Origin of the sequence: Bifidobacterium reuteri DSM 23975 (genome assembly GCF_000741695.1) — a bacterium.
GTDB lineage: Bacteria > Actinomycetota > Actinomycetes > Actinomycetales > Bifidobacteriaceae > Bifidobacterium > Bifidobacterium reuteri.
Map to the genome: position 1 here is coordinate 69,582 of NZ_JGZK01000002.1, position 23,778 is coordinate 93,359.

General features: G+C 61.4%; 15 protein-coding genes. 5 read left to right on the forward strand and 10 right to left on the reverse strand.

Translation table 11 applies throughout. The annotated features are described in order from the left end of the window. Positions 1-179 precede the first annotated feature (179 nt). The 4 genes from BREU_RS01845 (at position 180) to phnX (ending at position 6,056) form a co-directional block, all read left to right on the forward strand. Positions 180-980 carry an ABC transporter ATP-binding protein gene (locus BREU_RS01845; protein ID WP_044089962.1) on the forward strand — a complete coding sequence of 267 codons (801 nt, stop codon included), beginning with the start codon at positions 180-182 and terminating at the stop codon, positions 978-980. A 3-nt stretch (positions 981-983) separates the two neighbouring features. Continuing rightward, entirely contained in the window at positions 984-3,851 is a 2,868-nt protein-coding gene (locus BREU_RS01850) for an ABC transporter permease subunit (RefSeq protein WP_081886488.1), read from the forward strand. Between the two features lie 156 nt (positions 3,852-4,007). Beyond that, positions 4,008-5,216, forward strand: coding sequence for a 2-aminoethylphosphonate--pyruvate transaminase (locus tag BREU_RS01855; protein WP_081886489.1), 1,209 nt, complete (start codon positions 4,008-4,010; stop codon positions 5,214-5,216). Positions 5,217-5,276: 60 nt separating this feature from the next. Then, positions 5,277-6,056, forward strand: coding sequence for a phosphonoacetaldehyde hydrolase (gene phnX / locus BREU_RS01860; RefSeq protein ID WP_044089980.1), 780 nt, complete (start codon positions 5,277-5,279; stop codon positions 6,054-6,056). 309 nt (positions 6,057-6,365) lie between these two features. Here the strand turns inward: phnX and BREU_RS01865 are convergent, their stop codons facing one another. The 7 genes from BREU_RS01865 to alr form a co-directional block, all read right to left on the reverse strand. Next, positions 6,366-8,129 (reverse strand): aminotransferase-like domain-containing protein, encoded by a 1,764-nt coding sequence (locus BREU_RS01865; RefSeq protein ID WP_044089982.1) that lies wholly within the window; start codon positions 8,127-8,129, stop codon positions 6,366-6,368. Between the two features lie 366 nt (positions 8,130-8,495). Beyond that, a complete protein-coding gene (gene pdxT, locus BREU_RS01870; protein WP_044095767.1) occupies positions 8,496-9,131 on the reverse strand; it encodes a pyridoxal 5'-phosphate synthase glutaminase subunit PdxT in 636 nt (211 codons plus the stop codon). Positions 9,132-9,346: 215 nt separating this feature from the next. Further along, entirely contained in the window at positions 9,347-10,222 is an 876-nt protein-coding gene (pdxS, locus tag BREU_RS01875; protein WP_044089984.1) for a pyridoxal 5'-phosphate synthase lyase subunit PdxS, read from the reverse strand. Positions 10,223-10,388: 166 nt separating this feature from the next. Continuing rightward, entirely contained in the window at positions 10,389-13,187 is a 2,799-nt protein-coding gene (locus tag BREU_RS01880) for a transglutaminase domain-containing protein (protein ID WP_044089985.1), read from the reverse strand. Between the two features lie 170 nt (positions 13,188-13,357). After that, the gene (gene dnaG / locus BREU_RS01885) at positions 13,358-15,439 is read right to left on the reverse strand and encodes a DNA primase (RefSeq protein WP_238566974.1); all 2,082 of its coding nucleotides are present in this window, start codon (positions 15,437-15,439) and stop codon (positions 13,358-13,360) included. A gap of 254 nt (positions 15,440-15,693) precedes the next feature. After that, on the reverse strand, positions 15,694-16,980 hold the full coding sequence (locus tag BREU_RS01890) for a deoxyguanosinetriphosphate triphosphohydrolase (protein WP_044089988.1): 1,287 nt from the start codon (positions 16,978-16,980) through the stop codon (positions 15,694-15,696). 38 nt (positions 16,981-17,018) lie between these two features. Continuing rightward, complete coding sequence (gene alr / locus BREU_RS01895; protein WP_044089990.1) at positions 17,019-18,377, reverse strand: alanine racemase; 1,359 nt, start codon at positions 18,375-18,377, stop codon at positions 17,019-17,021. A 277-nt stretch (positions 18,378-18,654) separates the two neighbouring features. On the opposite strand from alr, the gene BREU_RS01900 reads away from it, so the two are divergent. Continuing rightward, positions 18,655-20,106 (forward strand): APC family permease, encoded by a 1,452-nt coding sequence (locus BREU_RS01900; protein WP_044089991.1) that lies wholly within the window; start codon positions 18,655-18,657, stop codon positions 20,104-20,106. 156 nt (positions 20,107-20,262) lie between these two features. On the opposite strand, the gene BREU_RS01905 is transcribed toward BREU_RS01900, so the two are convergent. From BREU_RS01905 to BREU_RS01915, 3 genes are all read right to left on the reverse strand, one after another. Then, the gene (locus BREU_RS01905) at positions 20,263-20,805 is read right to left on the reverse strand and encodes a GNAT family N-acetyltransferase (RefSeq protein WP_140463299.1); all 543 of its coding nucleotides are present in this window, start codon (positions 20,803-20,805) and stop codon (positions 20,263-20,265) included. A 282-nt stretch (positions 20,806-21,087) separates the two neighbouring features. Beyond that, positions 21,088-21,582 (reverse strand): S-ribosylhomocysteine lyase, encoded by a 495-nt coding sequence (locus tag BREU_RS01910; RefSeq protein ID WP_044089992.1) that lies wholly within the window; start codon positions 21,580-21,582, stop codon positions 21,088-21,090. A 136-nt stretch (positions 21,583-21,718) separates the two neighbouring features. Continuing rightward, positions 21,719-23,764 carry a RecQ family ATP-dependent DNA helicase gene (locus BREU_RS01915; RefSeq protein ID WP_044089993.1) on the reverse strand — a complete coding sequence of 682 codons (2,046 nt, stop codon included), beginning with the start codon at positions 23,762-23,764 and terminating at the stop codon, positions 21,719-21,721. Between the last annotated feature and the right edge of the window lie 14 nt (positions 23,765-23,778).

Sequence of the window (23,778 nt, forward strand, 5' to 3'; positions counted from 1 at the left end):
GCTACCCCGCATCGACGCACTATGGAAGTACGGCATGAGGTTGGAGCCGTGATAACGGAACACCGATCATGACGTCACATCATGCGGCGTCAAGCAAGTTCGGACCGTCCGAGCGTCAAACCTGACACACACCGTCAGACAGACGAAAAGGCGGCCAAACGAAAGGCAAGTTGAGAAATATGCTCGAACTGAAGAACATCACCAAGTCGTTCGGCGACACCCACGTGCTGAACGGCATCAGCATCACCCTTGGCGACGGCCAGATCATGTCGATCCTCGGCCCCTCCGGCGGCGGCAAGACCACGCTGCTCAACATCATCCTGGGCATCACGGACGCCACCAGCGGCCAGCTGCTCTACAACGGCGAGGACCTGACGAACGTGCCGATGGAGAAGCGCGGCTTCAACATCGTGTTCCAGGACTACGCGCTGTTCCCGAACCTCACCGCATACCAGAACATCACCTACGGCCTGCGCAACAACCCCGGCATCTCCTCCGAGGCGGAGATCAAGGAGCTCATCTCCCTGCTCGGCCTCGAAGAGCACCTGAACAAGCACATCGACGAGCTCTCCGGCGGCCAGAAGCAGCGTGTGGCCTTGGCACGCACGCTGGTGATGAAGCCGAAGCTGCTGCTGCTCGATGAGCCGCTGTCCGCATTGGACGGCGTGATCAAGGAATCCATCAAGGCCAAGATCAAGCAGATCGTGGAGCAGTACAAGCTCACCACCATCATGGTCACGCACGACCCTGAGGAAGCCTGCACGATGAGCGACAAGGTGCTCATCATCAACCACGGCAAGGTGGCCCAGTTCGACACCCCGGAGAACATCATCGAACATCCGGCCAGCGACTTCGTCAAGAAGTTCATCCTCCACCAGCTCGAAGTCAAGCGCAACAACATCTACACCCTGTTCAACGAGGGCGATGCGAACGCTTCCAAGGCCAACGCCCAGCTCGCCGCCGAAGGTCAGGAGGCCTGAGCGATGTCGGTCGAATCCATCCAGGCGGGCAACCAACTGCCCAGCATCCGCCCTGAAATAGTCAATTACGAGCGCCGCCCATCCAAGCCGAAGCAGACGGAACTGTGGACGCTGCTCATCATCGTGGCGGTGTGCTTCGTCGGCTTCCTCGTGGTGCCGATGATCCTCGTGATCATCCGCTCGTTCACCACCGCAGGCGGCGCGGCCACCCTTGAGAACTATGCGACGATCCTCTCCCGGCCCGAGTTCATGCGGTCGATCACCAACTCGCTGACCGTGGCCGCGGTCTCCGCGCTGGTGGCCGTGATCCTCGCGTTCCTGCTGAGCTACACCATCAACTGCACCAACGTGCCGGCCGGCTTCAAGAAGGCCGTGGCCCTGCTCGCGCAGCTGCCGATGTTGCTGCCGACCATCACCTACGGCTTCGCCATCATCTACTCGTTCGGCAAGAATGGTCTGATCACCCAGCTCATCGGCCACCCGCTGTTCGACATCTACGGTTTCAACGGCCTGCTGATCGGCTATGTGATCTACACACTGCCCACCTGCTTCCTGCTGATCAACAACAGCTTCCAGTTCGTGGACAAGAAGTTCATCATCGTCTCCCACATCATGGGCGACAACCCGTTCACCACCTTCCTCAACACCGTACTGAGGCCGCTGATCGGCACGATGGCCGTGGCCTTCATCCAATCGTTCTTCCTGGCGTTCACCGACTACGGCATCCCGACCTCGGTGGGCGGCGAGTACGACGTGCTGGCCATGACGCTGTTCAACCAGATGCTCGGCTCCATCCCGAACTTCAACCGTGGTGCCGTGATCGCCGTGTTCATGCTCATCCCCTCGATCATCTCGATCATCCTGATGACCGTCCTTGAGCGCTTCGCCATCCGCTACAAGCAGATCAGCCAGGTCGACCTGCCCAAGGGCAAGAAGCGCGACTGGATCTGCGGCATCCTCTCGGTGGTGACGCTGGTGTGCGTGCTCTCCGTGTTCCTGGTGATCCTGCTCATCCCGTTCGTTCAGGAATGGCCCGACCACCTCGGCTTCACCTTCAGCCACATCGCCAACCTGTTCACCGATTCCCAGCTGACCCAGGTGTTCACCAACTCGCTGTACGTGGCCGTGATGACCGCCATCTTCGGATGCGTGTTCGTCTACGCCGCAGGCCTGGTGACCTCGCGCTCCAAGCTGCCCGCCTGGGCACGCCGCTCGGTGGACGCGATCTCCGCAATCATCAACACCGTGCCTGGCATGGTGCTCGGCATCGCCTTCCTGTTCATGTTCTCCGGCTCCCCGCTGCAGAACACGTTCTGGATCCTCATCATCGCGAACATCATCCACTACTTCGCCACGCCATACCAGATGATCAAGGACTCGCTGACCAAGATGAACGCAGGCTGGGAGACCACGGCCAAGCTCATGGGCGACAGCTGGTTCAAGACGCTGGTCCGTGTGGTCACGCCGAACGCTTGGCCCACGCTGCTGCAGATCTTCGGATACTACTTCGTGAACGCGATGGTCACGATCTCCGCGGTGGTCTTCCTGACCGGCGCCCGCACGCAGGTGATCACCACCAAGATCTCCGCCCTGCAGCACATCGCCAAGTTCGATGACGTGTTCGTGCTCTCGCTACTCATCCTCGTGGTGAACCTCGTGGTCAAGGGCCTGATCGCCCTCGCCACCCGCGACCGCTCGAAGGAGCGCGCCAAGGAGGCAAAGAAGGCCCGCGCCGCCGTGAAGACCCCGCAGGTGGCCGCCTCGGCCGCCGCGGTCCGTCCGAGCAGCCAGCTGACCGCCGCTGCCGCAGCCTTCCAGCTGCCGAACGATGGCAACCGCAAGACCCGCAACATGTTCACCGGCATCGTCTCCGCAGTGGTCGTGGTGCTGCTGGTGGCCTTCGGTACCTTCTCCACTGGTGCCGCTGCGGCCGGCGGCAAGGTCGTGATCTACACGAACGCCGATGAGGAGGCCGTGACCGCCTTTGAGAACGCGCTTGACAACAACGGCTACAAGGACCAGTACATCATCCAGGAGTTCGGCACCTCCGAGCTCGGCGGCAAGATGCTGGCCGAAGGCAAGGCGCTTGAGGCCGATATGCTGACGATGAGCTCCTACTACGTGGACTCCGCGCAGGAGCGCAACCACATGTTCGCCGATCTGACCGATGTGCACACCAAGCTGCTGGGCAACACGGAGAACTCGAAGGCACCGGCCTACCGCTCCCCGACCACCGCCCAGGAAGGCGCCATCATCATCAACACCGAGGCCCTGAAGGCCGCAGGCGTCGAGGCGCCGAAGAGCTACGCCGATCTGGCCAAGCCCGAATACAAGGGACTGATCTCCGTGCCGGATATGGAAGGCTCCTCCACCGGCTGGCTGATGATCCAGGCCATCGTCGACGCCTACGGCACCGGCGACAAGGGCAAGCAGATCCTGACCGACATCTACCGCAACGCCGGCCCGCATCTTGAGCAGTCCGGCTCCGGCCCGCTCAAGGCCGTGCGCGCCAAGGAAGTGGCGATCGGCTTCGGCCTGCGCCACCAGGCGGTCGCGGACAAGAAGAAGGGCCTTCCGATCGACTATGTCGACCCGACCGAAGGCAACTACTCGTTGACCGAGTCGGTGGCCGTGCTCGACAAGGGCGCAAAGACCAACCCGAAGGCGCAGAAGATGGCCGGCATCATCATCGACAAGGGTCGCAAGGAACTCCTGCAGACCTACCCGACCCCGCTCTACGAAGGCGAGAAGGCCCCTGCGAACGCCTCCAAGCGCTCCAAGTCCTTCCCGAAGCCGCTGACCGTGGATCTGCTGCAACAGCATCAGGACTTCTCGTCCGAATGCAAGCGCATCGCACAAGGCGAGGACTAAGCGAATAATCCAGCATAATCCCCGCCCACAGGCGTGTTGCCTGTAGTCGACTACAGGCAACACGCCGTTTTCATTCGACAGACTACGTAGAAGATTACAGAAACTACGCGGATGACTAGACTCACCCGCAGCATCACCAGAAAGGAACCAATCACCATGGCAAACGAATACAAGCTGCTGACCCCCGGCCCGCTGACCACCACCCGCACCGTCAAGGAGGAGATGCTCTTCGACCATTGCACTTGGGACGAGGACTACCAGCAAATCACGCAGAAGATCCGTCGCCAGCTGCTTGAGCTGGCCCACTGCAACGCCGACGACTACACCGTTGTACTCATGCAGGGTTCCGGCACCTTCGGCGTTGAGAGCGTGCTGACCTCCGTGATCGGCAAGGACGAGAAGGTGCTGCTGTGCACCAACGGCGCGTACGGCGACCGTCAGGTCAAGATCTGCGAGCACGCTGGCATCACGTACACCCAGTACGCCGAGCCGTACGACCGCATCCCGGACGCAGCCCGCGTGGAGGAATACCTCGCCGCCGACCCGTCCATCACCCACGTCTCGATGATCCACTCCGAGACCACCTCCGGCCTGCTCAACGACATCCAGGCGGTTGCGGCAGTGGCCAAGAAGCACGGCTGCACCTTCATGGTGGACGCCATGAGCTCCTTCGGCGGCGTCGACATCCCGGTGGCCGACTGGGGCATCGACTTCCTCGTCTCCTCCGCCAACAAGTGCATCCAGGGCGTGCCCGGCTTCAGCTTCATCATCTGCAACAAGTCCAAGCTCGAAGCCTCCAAGGGCAAGGCCCGCTCCCTCTCCCTCGACCTGTGGGACCAGTGGAACACCCTCGAGAAGGCCAACGGCAAGTGGCGCTACACCTCCCCCACCCACGTGGTGCTCGCCTTCTCCAAGGCGCTTGACGAGATGTTCGCCGAAGGCGGCATCCCCGCCCGCTCCGCCCGCTATGCCCTGAACAACCACCTGCTCATCGCCCGCATGAAGGCGCTCGGCTTCCGCGTGTTCCTCGCCGACCACCAAGGCCCGATCATCACCACGTTCCTCTACCCGGAAGGCACCCAGTTCGACTTCCACGACATGTACGAGTTCATCAAGGAGCGCGGCTACGCGATCTACCCGGGCAAGCTGACCGATGAAGAGACTTTCCGTCTCGGCAACATCGGCGAGATCTACACCGACGATATCGAGAAGGTGACCGAACTGCTGGCCCTGTACATGGGCGAGCGCGGCCTGCTGGCTGCCGCGACCGGACTGGATTCCGTACCGGCCGCCATCGCCGCGATGGACGCCGCGGGAGCCCCGATCAAGGCCGCCGCCCCCGCCAACGTGAAGCTCACCGCCTGACACAACCCGTACCACCAAGATCCCTCAATCGCATTCGTTCTACTAAGAGAAAGCAATGTTATGACTCGTTTTGAAGCCGTCATTTTCGACTGGGCCGGAACCACCGTGGACTACGGCTGCTTCGCCCCGGTGCGCGCCTTCCAGGAGGCGTTCAAGGAGTTCGGCATCGAGCCCACCATGGACGAGACCCGCAAGCCGATGGGCATGCTCAAGCATGACCACATCAACACGATGCTGCACATGAACCGCATCGCCCGCGCATGGGAGGACGCCCACGGCTCCGCCCCCACCGACGCTGACGTGGACGCCGTCTACAGCCACTTCGAGCCGAAGCTGCTCTCCATCCTCGACGGCTTCGCCGACCCGAAGCCGGGCGTGATCGACGCCGTGGCCGCCTTGCGCGCGATGGGTCTCAAGATCGGCTCCACCACCGGCTACACCGATAAGATGATGGAGATCGTGGTGCCGAAGGCTGCCGAAAACGGCTACGCGCCGGACTTCTGGATCAGCCCTGACGGCACGAACGGCTTCGGCCGCCCCTACCCGTACATGGTATTCAGGAACCTTGAGAAGCTTGGCGTCACCGACGTGCGCAAGGCCGTCAAGGTGGGCGACACCCTCTCCGACATCCGCGAAGGCAAGAACGCCGGCGTGTTCACGGTGGGCGTCACCGAAGGCAGCTCCCAGATGGCGCTGTCCGAGGATGAGTTCAACGCCCTGTCCGAAGCCGACAAGGCCGCCGCCCGCTCGGCCGCCCGTGACGCGTTCGTCAACGCCGGTGCCGACGCGGTCATCGACACGATGGCCGAGCTGCCGACCCTGCTCGCCCAGATCGCGTGAATCCGGCGGATTCGCTGGCCCAATCAGACCAACCAGCACTGACCAGCCGGGACAATCGGATTGGCCCAATCCGGCGAATCATGGGCTGAAGTGGGACGAAACATAAGTTTCTGATGGCATAGCATTATGTTTCGTCCCACTTTGACACCCCAAAACGGGACGAAACATAATGTGACCTCGTCAATAACTTATGTTTCGTCCCGTTTTTTCGTTGCCACGAGGCAGCATACGTTTTGAACAGATGATGCATAGAGTCTCATAGTGTCTCATGGCATACCGCCGTACGCCTCGGCACCGCCGTACGCCTCGTCACCGCAGCGCTTCGCGGATGATTCCACAGATGGCCCTGATGCCACGCTCGATGTCCACAGCATCGGGGCGCACGAAATTGAGACGCAGGTGGGAATCATCCATCTCGTCGACGTCGAAAACCCCTCCCGGCATGAAGGTGACACCTTGCGCCCGGCACGCTGCGAGCACATCCAGCGATCGCACCCCCTCCGGCAGCGATACCCAGATGTAATAGCCGCCTTCCGGAACAATCCAGTCCATCCCATCGGACGCATACCGCCGCAATACAGCGACCGCCGTATCCCGGCGTCGTCGATACGAGACGACCAGCGCGCGGACGTGCTCGGCGATGCGACCCTCTTTGAGCAGTTCCAGACAGATGCGTTGCGAGGATGTACTCGTATGCTGGTCCACCATCCGCCGCAACGCCGCAAGTCGGCCGATCACGTGCGGGTCGGCCACAATCCACCCGGTTCTGAGCCCCGAGGTCACGGTCTTCGAGAACGTGGACAGATACATCACGTATCCCTCGTTCTCCATGCCGGCCAACGGTACCGGTCTGCGCCGCGACAGCGCCTCGTCCTCCGCGGGCTCATGCATGTCCTCCTGCACATGACTCGGTACAGGCCCGAATGCGAATCCCGATGCGTCGTCCGCCTCGGTTTCCTCCGCCGGCCCGTACCACAGTTCGCCATAGGCGTCATCCTCGACGATGAGGCATTGATACCGGCGAGCCACCTCAATGAGCTCACGACGGCGGTTGAGCGGCATGACGGTGCCGGTGGGATTCTGGAATGTAGGTACGGTATAGATGAGCTTCGGCCGGAACCGCGCGCAATACCCCTCAAGCAGATCGGTACGCATGCCATGCCCGTCCATAGGCACGCCAATGATGCGCGCATCCGCCGAACGGAATGACTGCAGGGCCGGGAAGAACGTGGACTGTTCGACCAGCACGCAGTCCCCGGGATTGACGAATGCACGTACGATCAGATCGATGCCCTGTTCGGAGCCGGAAAGCACCATCACATTGCGCGCCCGGCAATGCACGCCTCGGGAGCGCATATGGTCGGCGAGCAGTTCGCGCAATTCCGGGAAACCCTCGATGGGCGACTCCGGCTGGCCGTCGAATTCATGTGAGGCGAAGGCTTCCAGACTCACCCTGCGCAATAGATCGTCGGGAATATCGGCCGGATTCGGCGAACCGGTGGCGAAGTCTATCACCGTGTTGCTCGACTGCTGGGCGCGTTCGGCGGAGGCGATGTCGTGATAGGTGAACCGATTGGAGTAATCACTGAACAGCACCGACCACGGTGGGCGGATGACCGTAGGCTCAGCGGATTCGGGCGACGCGCCCCGCATTGTGACATCAGCCTGTCCCTGTACCGAAATGGCGATTGACCCTCGTGACGGCGCGAAGGCCGCGAGGGAGGAGGACGAAGAGGACGATGATGCCGGTATGGATGAGATTGTCGTAAGGTTTGCCCGCACCTGCGCCTGCCGAGAGGATGCGGATTCTCCGGCCACCGCCGGCCCCGATGGATCCTTGGGCAGCACGAACGTGCCTTTGCCGACCTTGGATGCGATGAGCCCCTCATCCTTGAGCTGCTGATACGCCTGTAAGACAGTAGTGCGGTTGACTTCGAGCCGCACCGCGAGTTCGCGCTCAGGCGGGAGACGGTAGCCTTCGGCGAGCGCCCCGGAGACGATCTGCTCACGCAGTTCACCTGCCAGCTGCCGATACAACGGCACATTGCTGCGTCGATTGAGCTCAAGCCGCATGGCCCGCCACCTTCCTGCATGAGATACACGCCGCACGTGCCTATACACGCATATCGTTCATGCGCACCGGCGAATAATTATACATTTTGCGGGGTTGCAGCCCGCCGCGCATCCATACGTACGCCCACCGTGTAGGGATTTCCCCACCGTGTAGGGAGCCGTTTTTCAGGAATGGCGGTTTTCCGCCGTTTTTCATCCCTACACCGTGGGAGTTTCCCTGCACGGTGGGAGTTTCCCTACATCATGGAGCAGTCCCTACACCGTGGAGCCGTTATGGGGACTCATAACTCATGGGCAGTCGTAGATCGCAAGGCGCGATGGACCGCATGAAGGTCTCAAGCGCCCATTACAGCGACAGGACGCCCATTACAGCGACAGGAACAGCTCGTGCAACCGTGTGTCATCCGTGAGTTCGGGATGGAACGCGGTGGCGAGGATGTTGCCCTGCCGCAGCGCGACCGGATGCCCGTCGATCTCCGTCTCCACCGTGGCCTCCGGCCCCGCCGACACTACGTACGGCCCGCGGATGAACACCAGCGGGAAGTCCGTGATAAAGTCCGGCGCATCCGGCTTACCGAAATCCGCGGTGGCGGCGAAGCTGCCCAACTGGCGACCATAGGCGTTGCGGCGCACCACGGCGTCGAGCGCGCCGAAGTATACGTTCGGGTCGTTGTCGAGCTTGCGCGCCAATAGGATCATGCCGGCGCAGGTGCCGAACACCGGCTTGCCGGCCTTGATGTGCGCGTCGATCTTCTCGAACAGCCCGGTGGAGCGCAACAGCTTGCCCTGCGTGGTGGATTCACCGCCCGGCAGAATCACTCGGTCGATGGATTCATCGAAATCCTCGGCGGCGCGCAGCAGCTTCCACGGGCCAAGCTTGTCCAGCACGGCCGCATGCTCGGCGAAGGCGCCCTGCACGGCGAGGATGCCGGTCACGCCGTGCTTGGCGGATTCGGCACCGTCCGATTCCTCTTTGGAAATGTATTCAACAGCTACAACCATGGTTACCTCTTTTGCGATGTCTCGTCTCCCCTCAGTCAGCAGAGCTGACAGCTCCTCTCGGCGAGGGGGCCGGAAATGGGATTGTTCGCATGTTCTGCCGCATCGGCTTCAGCGGCCTCACCGACCAAGGGAGACCGGCCTGAGCGAAGAGGCGCGCCGACCGGATAATCGGCGGCCTCACCGACCAAGTTCCGCCAGGGGAAGCACAAGAATCGTTACTCGCCGCGTGCGGCCATGATGGTCTGGATCTCGTCCTCGTTAATGCCGACCATCGCCTCGCCGAGGTTCTCGGACAGCTTGGCGAGCAGATCGGCGTCCTGCCAATTGGCTGTGGCCTTGACAATGGCGGCAGCGCGCTTGGCCGGATCGCCGGACTTGAAGATGCCGGAGCCCACGAACACGCCTTCGGCGCCAAGTTCCATCATGAGTGCCGCATCGGCCGGGGTGGCCACGCCGCCGGCGGCGAAGTTCACGACCGGCAGACGGCCGTTGTCGTGCACGTACTTGGCGAGGTCGTACGGCACCGCCAACTGCTTGGCGGCCTCATAGACCTCGTCATCGCGCAGGGAGACGAGCTCGTGGATCTGCTTGTTCATCGTGCGCATGTGGCGCACGGCCTGGATCACGTCGCCAGTGCCGGGCTCGCCCTTGGTGCGGATCATGGCCGCACCCTCCGCAATGCGGCGCAGCGCCTCGCCAAGGTTCTTCGCACCGCACACGAACGGCACATCGAACTGGTTCTTGTCGATGTGGTACACGTCGTCCGCCGGGGACAGCACTTCGGATTCGTCGATGTAGTCGATGTCGATGGCCTGCAGGATGCGGGCCTCGGCGATATGGCCGATGCGCACCTTGGCCATGACCGGAATCGAGACAGCTTCCTGAATACCCTTGATCATGGCAGGGTCGCTCATGCGGGAGACGCCGCCGGCCGCACGGATGTCCGCCGGGATACGCTCCAAAGCCATGACCGCGCAGGCGCCGGCGTTCTGGGCGATCTTGGCCTGTTCGGGCGTGGTGACGTCCATGATCACGCCGCCCTTGAGCATCTGGGCGAGGTTTCGATTGAGTTCTGCACGGTTCTGTGCCATTGGTATCCCCTTATGTGCGGTATCGAATGATGTCGTCCCGCCCATTATCAGGTACCTCAGCACATCGCCAGCCAAACCAGTCCAATTTGGATGGGGCCAATTGGCAAGTTCTTGACCCGTCCAATTCGTGACGCAGGCCCGCGCAGAGTCAGTCAGTTGGCGTCAGTCAGTTGGCGTATTGGCCGACCTCGGAAGCCAAGGTCCAACCATCCGACGAGGCGTAATGGTCCGTCACTTCGGATGGCCTCTTGAGCTGGTACTTGTCCGACGTGGTCGTTCCATCGTCATCCCATGTGGGGTCGATCAGCAGCCACTGCCCGTCGACCTTCACATAGTTCCACGCATGCCCGGCCTTCGTCCCCGCCACATTGCCGGACACTACACGAGAGTCCAATCCGGCTTCCTTGGCGAGAATCTGATAGCTGTATGCGTAGGACAGGCATACGCCCTTGCCGCTCACCATGCCATAGGAGCTCCACGCATCCGGGAAGTTGTTGAGGGCGTCGTTGCTCTCGTACGCATTGGCGATACCATCCTTGCCCAAGGCGTTGGACGCATCGTAGTCGTATTCCATCTTGCCGGTCAGGAACCGGTCGATGGCGACGGCCTTGTCCCGATCGGAGCCTTGGAATTGGCCCACCGCGGCTTTGGCAGTGTCTTCCACCGCCTTCTGGCGTTGCTGGTAGCCGTCGGGATACTTGACCCACATCACTGTCTTGTCGCCGTTTTTGCGCACGGTGTAGTTCACACCGTTGGACACTATGCTGATATACGGGTTCTGGTACATGACCTCGGTCATCACATCCGAGGTGCTGGTCTGATAAGCGTCGCTGGCGTACTTGCTGATGTCGATCACCTCATGCCCGTTCAGCAGATTGTTGGCCAGATACTTGCCGAAGTCGGTGGATGCGTAGTTGAAGAGCGGCGACTCCTTGGTATCGGAATCAATCTTCTTGTTGTCATACCCCGACCAATCCACCTTGCCCACCGAATAGATGCGGTCAAGCATGCCGCCCGCCTTGGGCAGGGCATCCGTGGCTGCCTTGGTGACCTGAGCGAACACCGGGTTGAGATCGCCTTCATAGTAGAGGCGACCGGTGTCCTTCAACTTGGTGCCAGGTGCGCTGTAGATGAAAGTCCACCCGTTCTTGCCATCGCTTTTCAGATCGCTGAATGTGCTCGGCACCGTCACCGTGGCGCCATTAGCCATCTCCACGAAGGTGTAGATATACGTTTGCATATCCTCTTCGACGGTGTTCTCCTCGCCGAATACACCCCTCATGTTCTGGCCCCACTGGTCAATCTTGGCCTGCTCCGCCTGACCGATGGGGATGGACGGCACCAGGTCGTTGGCGTCGATCGCATGCCAGAGGCCCTCATTGCCGGCCTCATCCACTGCGGTGACCACGAAGTACAGTCTTCCTGCGGAATCGGCATCCCACGATCCGCCGGCATCCTGCAGGATCTGGGCGCAGTTCTCGGACATCGACCGCTGGCAGTGGTCGATGGAGTCCTGATGCTCCACGGCGAGGGAGCGGAACGCGATGTTCTGTTGCTGCACACTGGTGCCAAGCGTCTCGTCCGAGTATGACTTCGGTTTGTCATAATCCGCGGAGAGCAGCTGGGTCTTGTCGGTGGATCCAAGCTTGTCGATGGCATGGGACTCCGGCATGTAGTTTTCGTCGCCCTCTTTGCCGATCTGCTTGTGGGTCGTGTAGATATACACGTTATAGGTTTTCGCTCCGTCCACCTTGTCCCAGGAGATGTCGACGCCGCCGTCCTTGTTCACCACCGGAGTGACGTTGTTGACCTGCGGCAGACGGGTGATGCCGGTATGCTCCTTGACACGGAAGAACTGCACGATGGGTTTCGCCAGCTTCTTACCATCCGGGGCCACGTACTGCACGTAATAGTATCCGTTGGAGGGCAGGAAGCCGTACTCCTTGCCGATGGAGTCCCCGTGCTGCATGTTCTCCGGTAGATTCATGGCACCGCTCAGTATGAGGGTGCCGGCACCTTCCTTCTCGTCGAACGGGCTGGATGCGATGGTCGACGTGGGAACGGGAACCGCGAATGAGGAATCCTGATAGACGCGCGCACAATCGTCAAGCTGCAGGTCCACGCCGTCAAGCTGGGACTGCCCCATCTTGACGGTGTCGCGGATCTTGACCGGATCCTTCATGATTGTCTTGAATTCGTAATATGTATCGACGGCGATGGGGTCCTTGAATTCATACTTGCCGTTCGGCATGCCCGCATAGGCCTGTTCCTTGGTGGGCATAGTGGAATCAGCCATGATGCCGTCGATGGCGCCATCGGCCTTGAGCATGTAGTATCCCGCCACCGAGGCGATGCCGAATACCAGAGCGAGCGCAACGACGATCGCGATGAGGATGACCCACCACTTCGGCTTGCGCCTCTTGCCTTTGACCTTGGCGTTCTTCGCTGTCTTACCCCGATGCGCACCGCCGTGAGCACTCTCCTGCGGAGCAGTTGGGTACTGCGGCTGACCTAGATACGGCTGCGGACCAGGCTGCTGCGGTTGCGGAGCAGTGTACTGGTTCTGTGCCGCCGCCCATCCCGGCTGCTGAGGCGCAGCCTGATATTGCGGTGCCGGGTACTGCGGCTGGCGCTGCGGAACCTGATACCTGTATGGCTGGTTCGCAGAGGTCTGGGGCGATGGCTGCGCAGTCGGCTGCGGGCGACCTTGCCGGTACGGGGGCTGATACTGAGGATATTGTCCTTGCCCATACGGTTGCTGTCCAGGCTGGGCACCATTCGATTGCGGGTACTGGGATTGTGGATATTGAGGCTGCGGGTAGGCGCCATGCGATTGGTCGAACTGGCGTCCCTGGCCCGACTGCGGCCATTGCGGCACGGCATTGCCACCCTGCTGGCCGCTCCCCTTGAACTGCTCAGTACTGTTGAACTGCTCATCGCCGTTCAGCTGATTGCCATCATTCATTTGCGGTTCCACTTCGATCCGCCTCCCCTACATTCTGAATGTCGCTTCAGGAAACACCTTTGTCAGTGTCATGTTCAGTGTGATATCCCTTACACTATGCACGAGCTTAACACTCACTGTCCGGCGGCAAAAGACTCTGGCCGACGAAAAGAAGTCTCCCGGCCGGAACCCTAGCCGATGGTATTGCCGTAGACCTGCGCCTGAAGGTCCTTGCGGGCGGTCTCCATGCGGGTGATCTGACCGAGCAGAGCGATCTTCTCCTCACCGTCAGGCAGTTGGGCCATACGGCGTCTAGCCAGACCGATCTGACGCATGAATCCCATATCCAGCAATCTGGTCAGCAGTTCCGAGGCATAGCGCTGTTCCTCCTTGGTGGGCGGGCGCAATTGCACCTCTGCTGCGGGGATCCCCTGAGTGGCCGGTTGCGGCGGCTGCGCACCCTTGCCGGTGTCGTCTCCCGGCAAGGGCAGCGGCATGACCGCCAGCTCGTTGATGACCTGGTCGAGCATCGGCCCCCCGGCCTTGGTGAGGTTGTGCATCCACAAGCCTTGAGGCGTATCCGTATTCGGCAATCCTCCCGCCGCCGAAATCGCCTGAAACAGTGTGCGGAACACCGGACTCATGAAATGGTCGATGGTGAGCTGCCCGAACATCGTGCGGTCGATGGCGCGTGGCACTTGGATCAGCGTGGCCATGAACTGCTGTTCAGCGATGAATACGGCATCGTCGATCTTGAAATATGCCTGCTCCTTGGCGTCCCTCCGCTCCAGCGCCTTGCGCGCAGCCGGATTCGCATACGGATTGGCTCCGGCTTCCAATCGAGGCTCCTCGCTCTGGAAACGCCGCTTCGGCGCGTAGGCGTCGTCATCGCGCACCTGCATACGGCGACGGGCGTCCATCACCTCACGCCGCATCACCTCAAGCTCCACGCCAATCCGTCCGGCGGCCTTGCGCGCATAGGCATCCCAAAGGGACCGGTCGCGAATCTGTGCCACCAATGGGGCGACCGCCTTCATCGCCCCCACCTGACCGGGCGTATAGGTCAGGTCAAAACGGGCGATGGCCGTATCGATGACGAAGTCATACAACGGTTTGGCATTGGCGATCAACGACCGCACCGCCTCGTTGCCGCGCTGGATTCGCAGGTCGCATGGGTCGAGGTTATCATCAGCCACAGCTACGAACGTCTGCGAGAGGAACGCGGAATCCAGACCGAACGCATGCAGTGCGGCCTTCTGACCGGCGGCATCGCCGTCGAAGGTGAACACGATGCGCGAGCTCAACGGCTGATCCTTGACCTTCAACGCCGACCAGCTGAACGGCTCCCAGAGAATCGTCGGCGATAAGCGGCGGACGATTTTGGCATGCTCGGCACCGAACGCGGTACCGCAGGTGGCCACGGCCGTATCGATGCCGGCCAAGTGCATAGCCATCACATCCGTATATCCCTCGACGATAACCACCTGACGCTTTTTGACAATCGACGATTTCGCCAGGTCAATGCCATACAGCACCTGCGTTTTACGGTAAAGCTGGGTATCCGGGGTATTGATGTATTTGGCGGCAATCTGATCGTCCTCATACAGTTTGCGTGCGCCGAAACCGAGTGTGCGGCCGGTCGAATCGCGGATGGGCCAAGTCACACGGCCACGGAAGTAGTCGTAGATGCCCCGCTGGCCCTGCCTCGCCAGACCGGCATCAAGGATCTCCTTCTGAGTGAAGCCTTTGGACGCCAGGTGGCGTACCAGATTATCCCAGCCCTGCGGAGCATACCCGCAGCCGAAACGTTCGCAGTCGGCTTGGGAGAAGTTGCGACCGCCGAGCAGCTTGCGAGCAGCCAGAGCCTCCTGAGTGAGGATCTGGGAGACGAAGAACCGCTGCGCCTCTTCACACGCCTCCAATAGCCGCGTGCGCTTGGAGCCGGTGCCGTCCGGCCGTCCCGAACCGTTGCCGCTGTTCTCGTAGTGAAGCTCGATGTGGTATTTGTCCGCGAGCAGTTCCACGGCCTCGCGGAAGTCGATGTTCTCGGCCTGCTCCACGTATTTGAATACGTCTCCGCCAAGACCGCAGCCGAAGCAGTGCCACACACCGAGCGAGGGGCGTACGTTGAAACTGCCGGTTTTCTCGTCGTGGAAAGGACACAGTCCCACGAACGTGCCGGTGCCGGAAGGCTTAAGCGTCACGGTCGCGGATACGATGTCATACAGATCCGCGGCGGCGCGCACCTTCTCAACGTCTTCTTTCTTAATCATCCCGACCATAAGAACCAAGAGTACCGCCTGATTCAGGACAGGGTAAATTTTTACCGAAAGCGACGTTAGAAAGCCGTTTTCACCGCAGGATGGCATTGTCTAGTGATCCGTCTCACTAATAATTGAGCACTGCATCTCCTGTCTCTCCCCCAGTCAGCTTCGCTGACAGCCCCTCGTCAGAAGGGGCCAACATCACTCAGACAATTACGAGATAGACCACTACCACCGCACAACGGATGGTCACCAATCCCAAATCAGCACAGGATGGAATGCAGCGCCAGGGCGGAGTTGTCGGTCAGGGAGGCCACCTGGTCCACGGCCACGCGCAGACGCTCGTCGTCGTTGGTGGACTCGTTCCAGTCGGCGAGGAACTGGCTTTCCAGCGCGTCCGAGGGGGCCGGCGAATCGGCCATGAGCACGTCGATCAGATCCTCCACGATGGTCTGCTCCTCCTGATGGAACGGCTCGCGTTCGCGTGGCGCCATGACGAAATACACGGCGATGCCCTTGAGCGCCACAATCTCGTAGTCCGTCTCTTCGGGAATGACGATGTTCGCGGAATACCGGGTCAGCGGCCCCGGCCCGTACGTGTCCCTGGTGGCCATCTCCACCGACCAGCAGAACCGGCCGATCAGATCGGAGGTGATGTTCTTCAACTGGGCCAACGCCTGCCGCGACCCATTGAAATGGGCAGGGAACACATGCTCGCGCCGGAATCGGGTGAACGCGGCGAGCAGCTTGTCCGCATCCCATTTCGCCCCGTACCATGCGCGGGTCTGTTCGATGATGTGGTCGAGGATCTGCGGGTCGGCGAGCACGATCGGGTCGAACGCACCAGTGGCTATCGAATCCTCGACGTCATGAACCGAATAGGCGATGTCATCCGACAGGTCCATGATCTGGCATTCCATCGGCTTGGCGTCTTTGGGCGCATTGACCTTGAGCCAGCGGAATACCGGTTCATCATCCGGATAGACGCAGAACTTCTTCGACCGCTCCCCCTTGGGATGCAGATCGGCTTCGGCAAGCGTCCACGGGTATTTGACGGCGGCGTCGAGTGCCGCGCGCGTGAGGTTCACGCCGGCCGAACGGCCGTCCGGGTGGAATATCTTGGGTTCCAGACGGGTCAGGATGCGCATGGTCTGGGCGTTGCCCTCGAACCCACCGATGTTACGGGCGATTTCGGCGAGCGCCCGTTCGCCGTTATGCCCGAACGGTGGGTGTCCGAGGTCATGGGCGAGACAGGCGCAGTCCACCACATCCGGATCGCAGCCGAGCATCGCGCCGATCTGCCGGCCAATCTGGGCGACCTCCAATGTATGGGTGAGCCTCGTGCGGGCGAAGTCGTCGGTGCCTGCCACCAGAATCTGGCTTTTCGCGCCGAGCCTGCGCAGGGCCGAGGAATGAATCAGCCGGGCGCGATCGCGCTCGAAGGCGGTTCGATACTTCGATTTGGGCGGCTCGGGGGCCCAACGCTCCTCGTCAAAGGCGCTGTATCCCTCGTTGCTCAGTACCGGTTCCCCATCCCGCGTTGTTTCCATGGCTCAAGCATAGGACGAGACACCGCCCGGCTGGCACCTTACAGCAGCGACGCCGGGTCTAGCATGGCCAAATCCTCAGGCGGCAACACTTCGGCGGCGTGCTCGTACAGGCGTGGGATGCGGTTCCTCAGACAGGTGAAAATCTCGTAGCTGATGGTGTCGGCGGCGCGGGCCCAATCGTCGGCGGTCGGCTCGGCGTACTCCTCGCCGCGGCCGGGGCCGAACAGCTCCACCGTATCGCCCTCGTGCACGCCGAGCTCGGCGGCCGAACCATGGAGATCCACGATGAACTGGTCCATGCACACGCGGCCGCACACGCGATACAGCCGCGGGCCGGCAGCGGTCATGATGCGCACCGGACCGCCGTCCTTCTCGATGTGCTTGGCACCCTGCATGTCGAAGCCGGAGGCCGAACGATGGATGCCGTCCGCGTACCCGAGCGGCACGATGGCGGTGGAGGTGTTGTCCGGGGTCAAATAGGTGCGGCCATAGGAGATGCCGTGGCCCGCCTCCACGTCCTTGACCGTGCCGAGCTGGGCCTGCAGACGCATGGCCGGGGTCAGATGCCAGTCGCGCGGCGTGCCCATGGCCGGGTCGGGCTCATAGCCATAGAGCCCGATGCCCGGACGGGTCAGCTCGAAGTGGATCTCCGGACGGTCCAGGGTTGCGGCGGTGTTCGCCAGATGGCGGATCTGCGGCGGAATGCCAGCCTTCTCCATGCGGCGCGTGAAGTCCTTGAATGTCTCGATCTGGCGGTCGGTGGAGGCCACGAACTCGGGCACATCCGGCGAATCGGCCACGGCCAGGTGGCTCCACTGGCCAATAACCTGAATCACGCCCTCGTGCGCGAGCGGCACCAGTTTGGCGAGCGCCGCGTCGAAGCCTGCGGGCGTGAAGCCGTTGCGTCCGAATCCGGAATCGACCTTGACGTGCACCCGGGCCGGCTTGCCGAGTTTGCGCGCGGCGGCGGCCACGGCATCGATGCCAGGCAGCGAGCCGACGGACACGTCGATGTCCGCGGCGATCAGCTCGTCGAACGGCACTTCGGTGCCGTTGTAGACCCACGTCAGAATATGGCAGCGGTCGGGCCCGATGCCGAGTTTGCGCAGCAGCAGCGCCTCATGCGACTGAGCGGTGCCCAGCCAGGTCGCCCCACCGGCGAGCGCGGCCAGAGCCGCCGGCAGCAGACCGTGGCCATAGGCGTCCGCCTTGACCACGCCCATCACCGCGGTACCGGAATCCGGGCCGCCGACCACGGAGACCAGATGCGCCATGTTGTCCCGCAAGGCCTTGAGGTCCACGATGGCCTGTGCAGGGTATTGGCGACGGGCGGCCGCATAATTGGCCTTACCCTGCTCGCCGGAGAAATCTATTTCGGGTGCTGCGTTCATGCTCATGAGACCCTATTGTTGCGCGACAATGTGACGTGCGCACATCCGGAACCCCCGATAAGCCATATTGAACGAAAAGTAACCCAAAAGTTACACATAGGCGGCTCTTATCACGGAACCATGCCGCCATTGTCCCCGCATACGGCGTACACTATGCGAATTATACGGAGCTCCGCATGGTTATTCGATGCGAACCGTTGTCTGATTCCCGGCGTTGAGGCGTGCCGGGATCCCGGAAATCCGTCCGGTCTAGCCCCATACACCAAGTTCATGAGAGAAGAACATGGATCTTTTCCGCAAGAAAAGCGTGGATCAGCTGGTATCTGAATCCACTCCGCTGAAGCGTACGATGCACACCTTTGATCTGACGATGCTCGGCATCGGCGCGATCATCGGCACCGGTATCTTCGTGCTTACCGGCAAGGGTGCGCTGACCGCCGGACCGGCACTGTCCGTCTCCTTCCTGCTGGCCGCCATCTGCTGCGGTTTCGCAGGCCTGTGCTATGCCGAATTCGCTTCCATGGCACCGGTTTCCGGTTCCGCCTACTCCTACGCCTATCTGGCGTTCGGCGAACTCATCGCCTTCATCATCGGCTGGGATCTGATTCTGGAGTACGCCCTGCAGGCGGCCACTGTGTCCGCCGGATGGTCAGGCTACTTCAACAAGCTGCTTGAAGGGTTCGGCCTGCATCTGCCGGTCGAACTGACCGCCGCCTACGGCACCACGCCGGGCGTGACCACGTACTTCAACCTTCCCGGTTTCGTGATCGTGCTGCTCATCACGTGGGTGCTGTCCATTGGCATCAACCAGACCAAGCGCACCAACGACATCATGGTGATGATCAAGCTCATCATCATCGTGCTGTTCATCATCTGCACCGTATGGTTCGTGAACCCGGCCAACTGGCATCCGTTCTCCCCGTACGGCATCTACACCTTCCAGCCCGGCTCCACCCAGCCCTATGGCATCGTGCCGGCCGCATCCATCGTGTTCTTCAGCTTCATCGGCTTCGACGCCGTCTCCTCCTCCGCCGAGGAGACCGTCAACCCGAACAAGACGCTGCCTCGCGGCATCCTGCTGTCGCTGGCCATCTCCACCGTGCTGTACATCGTGATGACGCTCATCATGACCGGCGTGGTGCCCTACAAGCAGTTCGCCGAGTTCATCGACGCCCCGGTCGCCGGTGTGATTCTGGCCACCGGCCTGAACTGGCTCGCCGTGATCGTGAACCTCGGTGCCCTGATCGGCATGACCACGGTGATGCTCGTCCAGCTGTACGGCCAGTCCCGCATCTGCTATGCGATGAGCCGCGACGGCCTGTTCCCGGAGTTCTTCGGCCATGTGCATGAGAAGTACCGTACACCGTTCAAGGGCACGTGGTTCTTCGGCATCCTGACCGCGATCGCCGGCGGCTTCATCAACATCAACGTGCTGTTCGAGCTGGTGAACATCGGCACCCTGACCGCGTTCATCATCGTCTCCGCCGGCATCCTGTGGATGCGCAAGACGCAGCCGGACGCGCACCGCGGCTTCAAGGCCCCGCTCGTGCCGTTCACGCCGATCATCTCCATCGTGTTCTGCTTCGTGCTCATCGCAGGCCTCAACTGGGAGACCTGGGTGCGATTCGCGGTGTGGTTCGGCCTCGGTCTGATCGTCTACTTCGCCTACAGCCGCAAGCGCTCCAAGCTCGTCGGCGAGACGGCTGCCGCTGAGGCTGCTGAGGCTAAGGACTGAGTCCCCGCCACGGACCAAAGTCAAGAACTGAAACGATTGCCGGCCGATGCTGAACCCCTCGGCCGGCAATCGTTTATATGGAAAGGCGTACGCTGAGTGATGCCCAGCGTACGCCTTTCCATATAATCGCCATGCGCAAGTCCAGACACCGATAATTCACCACTCGTGGCGCTGGTAGGCGATCCTCGTGGTGTCAGTCGGCCGGTCGACGAGCTGAATCAGGCCACAGCGGGCGAAACCGGAGCTTTCCAGCACATGCTGCATGGCCTTATTGTTGGGATGGGTGTCGGCGCGCACATTGCCATAATGCTTCAAGGCCCACTTGATGCAGTCGCGGGCCGCATGACGCACCAACCCGGATGAGGCGATGCGGTGGATGGTCACATAGGTGTCATTGTCGAGCCATGCGCCATCAATCGACGCATACGTGGGATCCTTGCCCGGGCACAACGCGAACTGCGCCAGGATACGCTCGTGTCCGCCGATCGTATCCACCAGCAGCATCGTACGCTGGTTGGCGATATCATCGATGATCACGGATTCCCGGGGAAACTGCGTGCCCCACTGCGTCGGATTGCCGTTGGCAGCCATCAGCGCGCGAGCGCGAGCGTAGATCGTCTGCATCTGCGGCAGATCACGCATGGTGGCATGGCGGAAACGCCGGCCTGTCGCTGCAGTGGCAGCACTCGACTGCGTCACCTTTCACCTCTCTCACTCGTTGTGTCCGACTTCTCTCAATAATCAAGCCGTCAACGTCCAGTCCGTCGCCCAGCTTCGCCAGCTGACCTCAGCAGTCAGCCTCAATAACCAAAGCCAAACGGCAAACTCACGGATAACTGACGGTAAACCTACCATGCCTCGAGCATAAAAATCCCGCCCGCGTTGCGATGCGGACGGGATAGGACGGAATCTGACGTATCCTGCTCGTCAACCGGCAAGCAGGAATCGGAAACTCGAAACCGACGACCGGCAACCAGTCGGTCAGACGACCTTGCGCTCGAACGGGTCGGAGCTGATGCCCTCCTCGAGGATCTGCTTGGCCCATTCCTTGGCGGTGAACAGGCTGTGGTCGCGGTAATTGCCGCAGCTCTTCTCAGTGGTGGCTGGCACGTCATCCCACGTGGCCTTGTAGGCGATGAACTCCAGCGACTCCTTGAGCGCCTTCGCCACTTCCTCGGTGGGATGCTCGCCCCAAGTCAGCAGGTGGAAGCCGGTGCGGCATCCGAACGGCGAGCAGTCGATATAGCCCGGGATACGCTCGCGCAGCAGCACGGCGATCGTGTGCTCGATGGTGTGCAGGCCACCGGTGGGGATGGCCTGCTTGTTCGGCTGGGTCAGGCGCAGATCGTAGTTGGAAATCACATCACCGTGCGGGCCCTTCTCGGTGTCGATGTAGCGCACGTATGGCGCCTTGACCTTGGTGTGGTCGAGCTGGAAGCTTTCCACGACCGGCTTTTCGGACTGCTCTTCTGCCATTTCGTTGTCCTTTCCACTGTCAGCATTCGCGGTACCGCCAGCAATCGTAGTCGCCGCCGAACGGGATTACGCATCGACATCCCACGGTTCGCTATAGACGATAGTTATGGCGCGAGCCACTGGATTCGGCGACTGCTTACCGCGCATTGGCTGCGCTGGCTGCACCGAACGAAGCGACCGCCTCCATGAAGCGTTTGCCGTACAGGTCCAGCTTGCGCTGCCCCACACCGCTGACGGCCAAAAACTGTGCGTCGGTGACAGGCCTGATGAGGGCCATGTCCCGCAAGGTCTTGTCGGAGAAGACGATGTACGGCGGTTTGCCGATCTCCTGGGCGATGGTGCGGCGCAGGTCGCGCAGCTTCCGGAACAACGCCTCGGCGTCGTCATCGGGAATATACGAGCCCAGCGCCGCACCGGATACGTTCGACGCTGCGACACCGACGGGCACTCCCCCATCAACGTACACTCCCCCGCCGCGCACGCCGGTTCGTTCACCGGCGCCTCCGACCGTGCTTCCGGCAGCGCTCATACCGGCCGCTCTTGCCGACACCTTGCGCCGCAGCTTTTTCATCTCGTAATGGAAATCAGGAGAGGTGGTCTCCGCCGCGCGAGGCCCGAAGTGCACGATCGGCAGACGGCCTTCGGCAATGGTCAGATGACCGTCGGAGGTCATCTGACTGAGCACATCACGGATCAATGCGGTGTCGGTATCTTTCAGCATGCCGAACGTCGGCATCTGTTCGGGATTCAGACTCGACAATTCCTGGGCCTTGGAGCCACGCAGTATTTTGACGATCTTGCCTGAGCCCACCTGCTGCTGCACATCGTGCACGCATCGGCTGATCGCGCGTGCCACGCGGGTCACATCGATGGTCTCGAAAGTGCTTTCGCAATTCGAACAGGCACCGCACCTGACGGCATCCTTGGCGCCGCCCGCCTTCGCGGTATCCTCTGACGCAGAAGAAGCATCAGTGGAAAGCCCGGAAAGATCCTGGCCAAAATACCGTGTCATATACCGGTGCAGGCAGTCGGTGGTGCGGCAATAGCCCACCATGCCATCGAGCAACTGACGCTTGCGCAGGCGCGCAATCTCCTGTTCTTCGGGAGTCATGCGCTCATTCTCGTAATCGCTGTCGAGCAGCCGGCGTCTGGTCACGATGTCCGACTCGTTCCACAGCAGCGTGCAGCGGCTGGGCTCGCCGTCTCGCCCCGCGCGACCGGCCTCCTGATAGTAGGCCTCGATGGATTCAGGCATGTTGTAATGAATCACGAAGCGGACGTCCGGCTTGTCGATTCCCATACCGAACGCGTTGGTGGCCACCACCACCGGCACCTTGTCGGTGATGAAGTCGCGCTGCGCCCGTTCGCGCACATCAGATGCCATGCCGCCATGGTAGGCGACCGCCGTATGGCCCATCTGGTTCAACGTGGCGGCGAGCGCCTCAGTGGTTTTGCGGGTGGCGCAATAGATGATGCCGCATTCATCCGGGTGCTCCGCCACATAATCCGACACCCATGCAGCCTTGTATTTGGTTTCCAGCTTGACCACGTCGAAATACAGATTCGGCCGGTCGAATCCGGTGACGGTGACCGCCGGCTCGCGCAATCCGAGCAGACCAACGATATCCTTGCGCACGTTTTCGGTGGCGGTGGCGGTGAATGCGCCGATCGGCGGGCGCTGCGGCAGTCCCGCAATGAATTCGCCGATGCCCAGATACGACGAGCGGAAATCCTGCCCCCACTGGGAGACGCAATGCGCCTCGTCCACGGCAATCAAGGCAATCGGAGTGCGCGCGGCGAAATCACGGAATCTTCGTGTTTCCAGACGTTCCGGCGCCACATAGAGCAGTTTGATCTGTCCGGCTGCCGCCTGCGCCAGCACCATGGCCTGCTCGTCCGGGTCCTGGGTGGTGTTGACGAACGCGGCAGACAGACCGAGATCGTTGAGCGCATCAACCTGATCGCGCATCAGAGAGATCAGCGGCGAAACCACCAACGTGAGTCCCGGCATCAGGGCGGCGGGAATCTGGTAGCACACGGATTTGCCCGCGCCGGTCGGCATCACGCCCAACACGTCCCGACCGGTCAGAAGCGCCTCGACGATGCCGAGCTGGCCGGGCCGGAACGAATCGTAGCCGAAATACTGTTTAAGCGCCCCCAGCGCCGCCTCACGTGCCGTCATGACATACAACCATA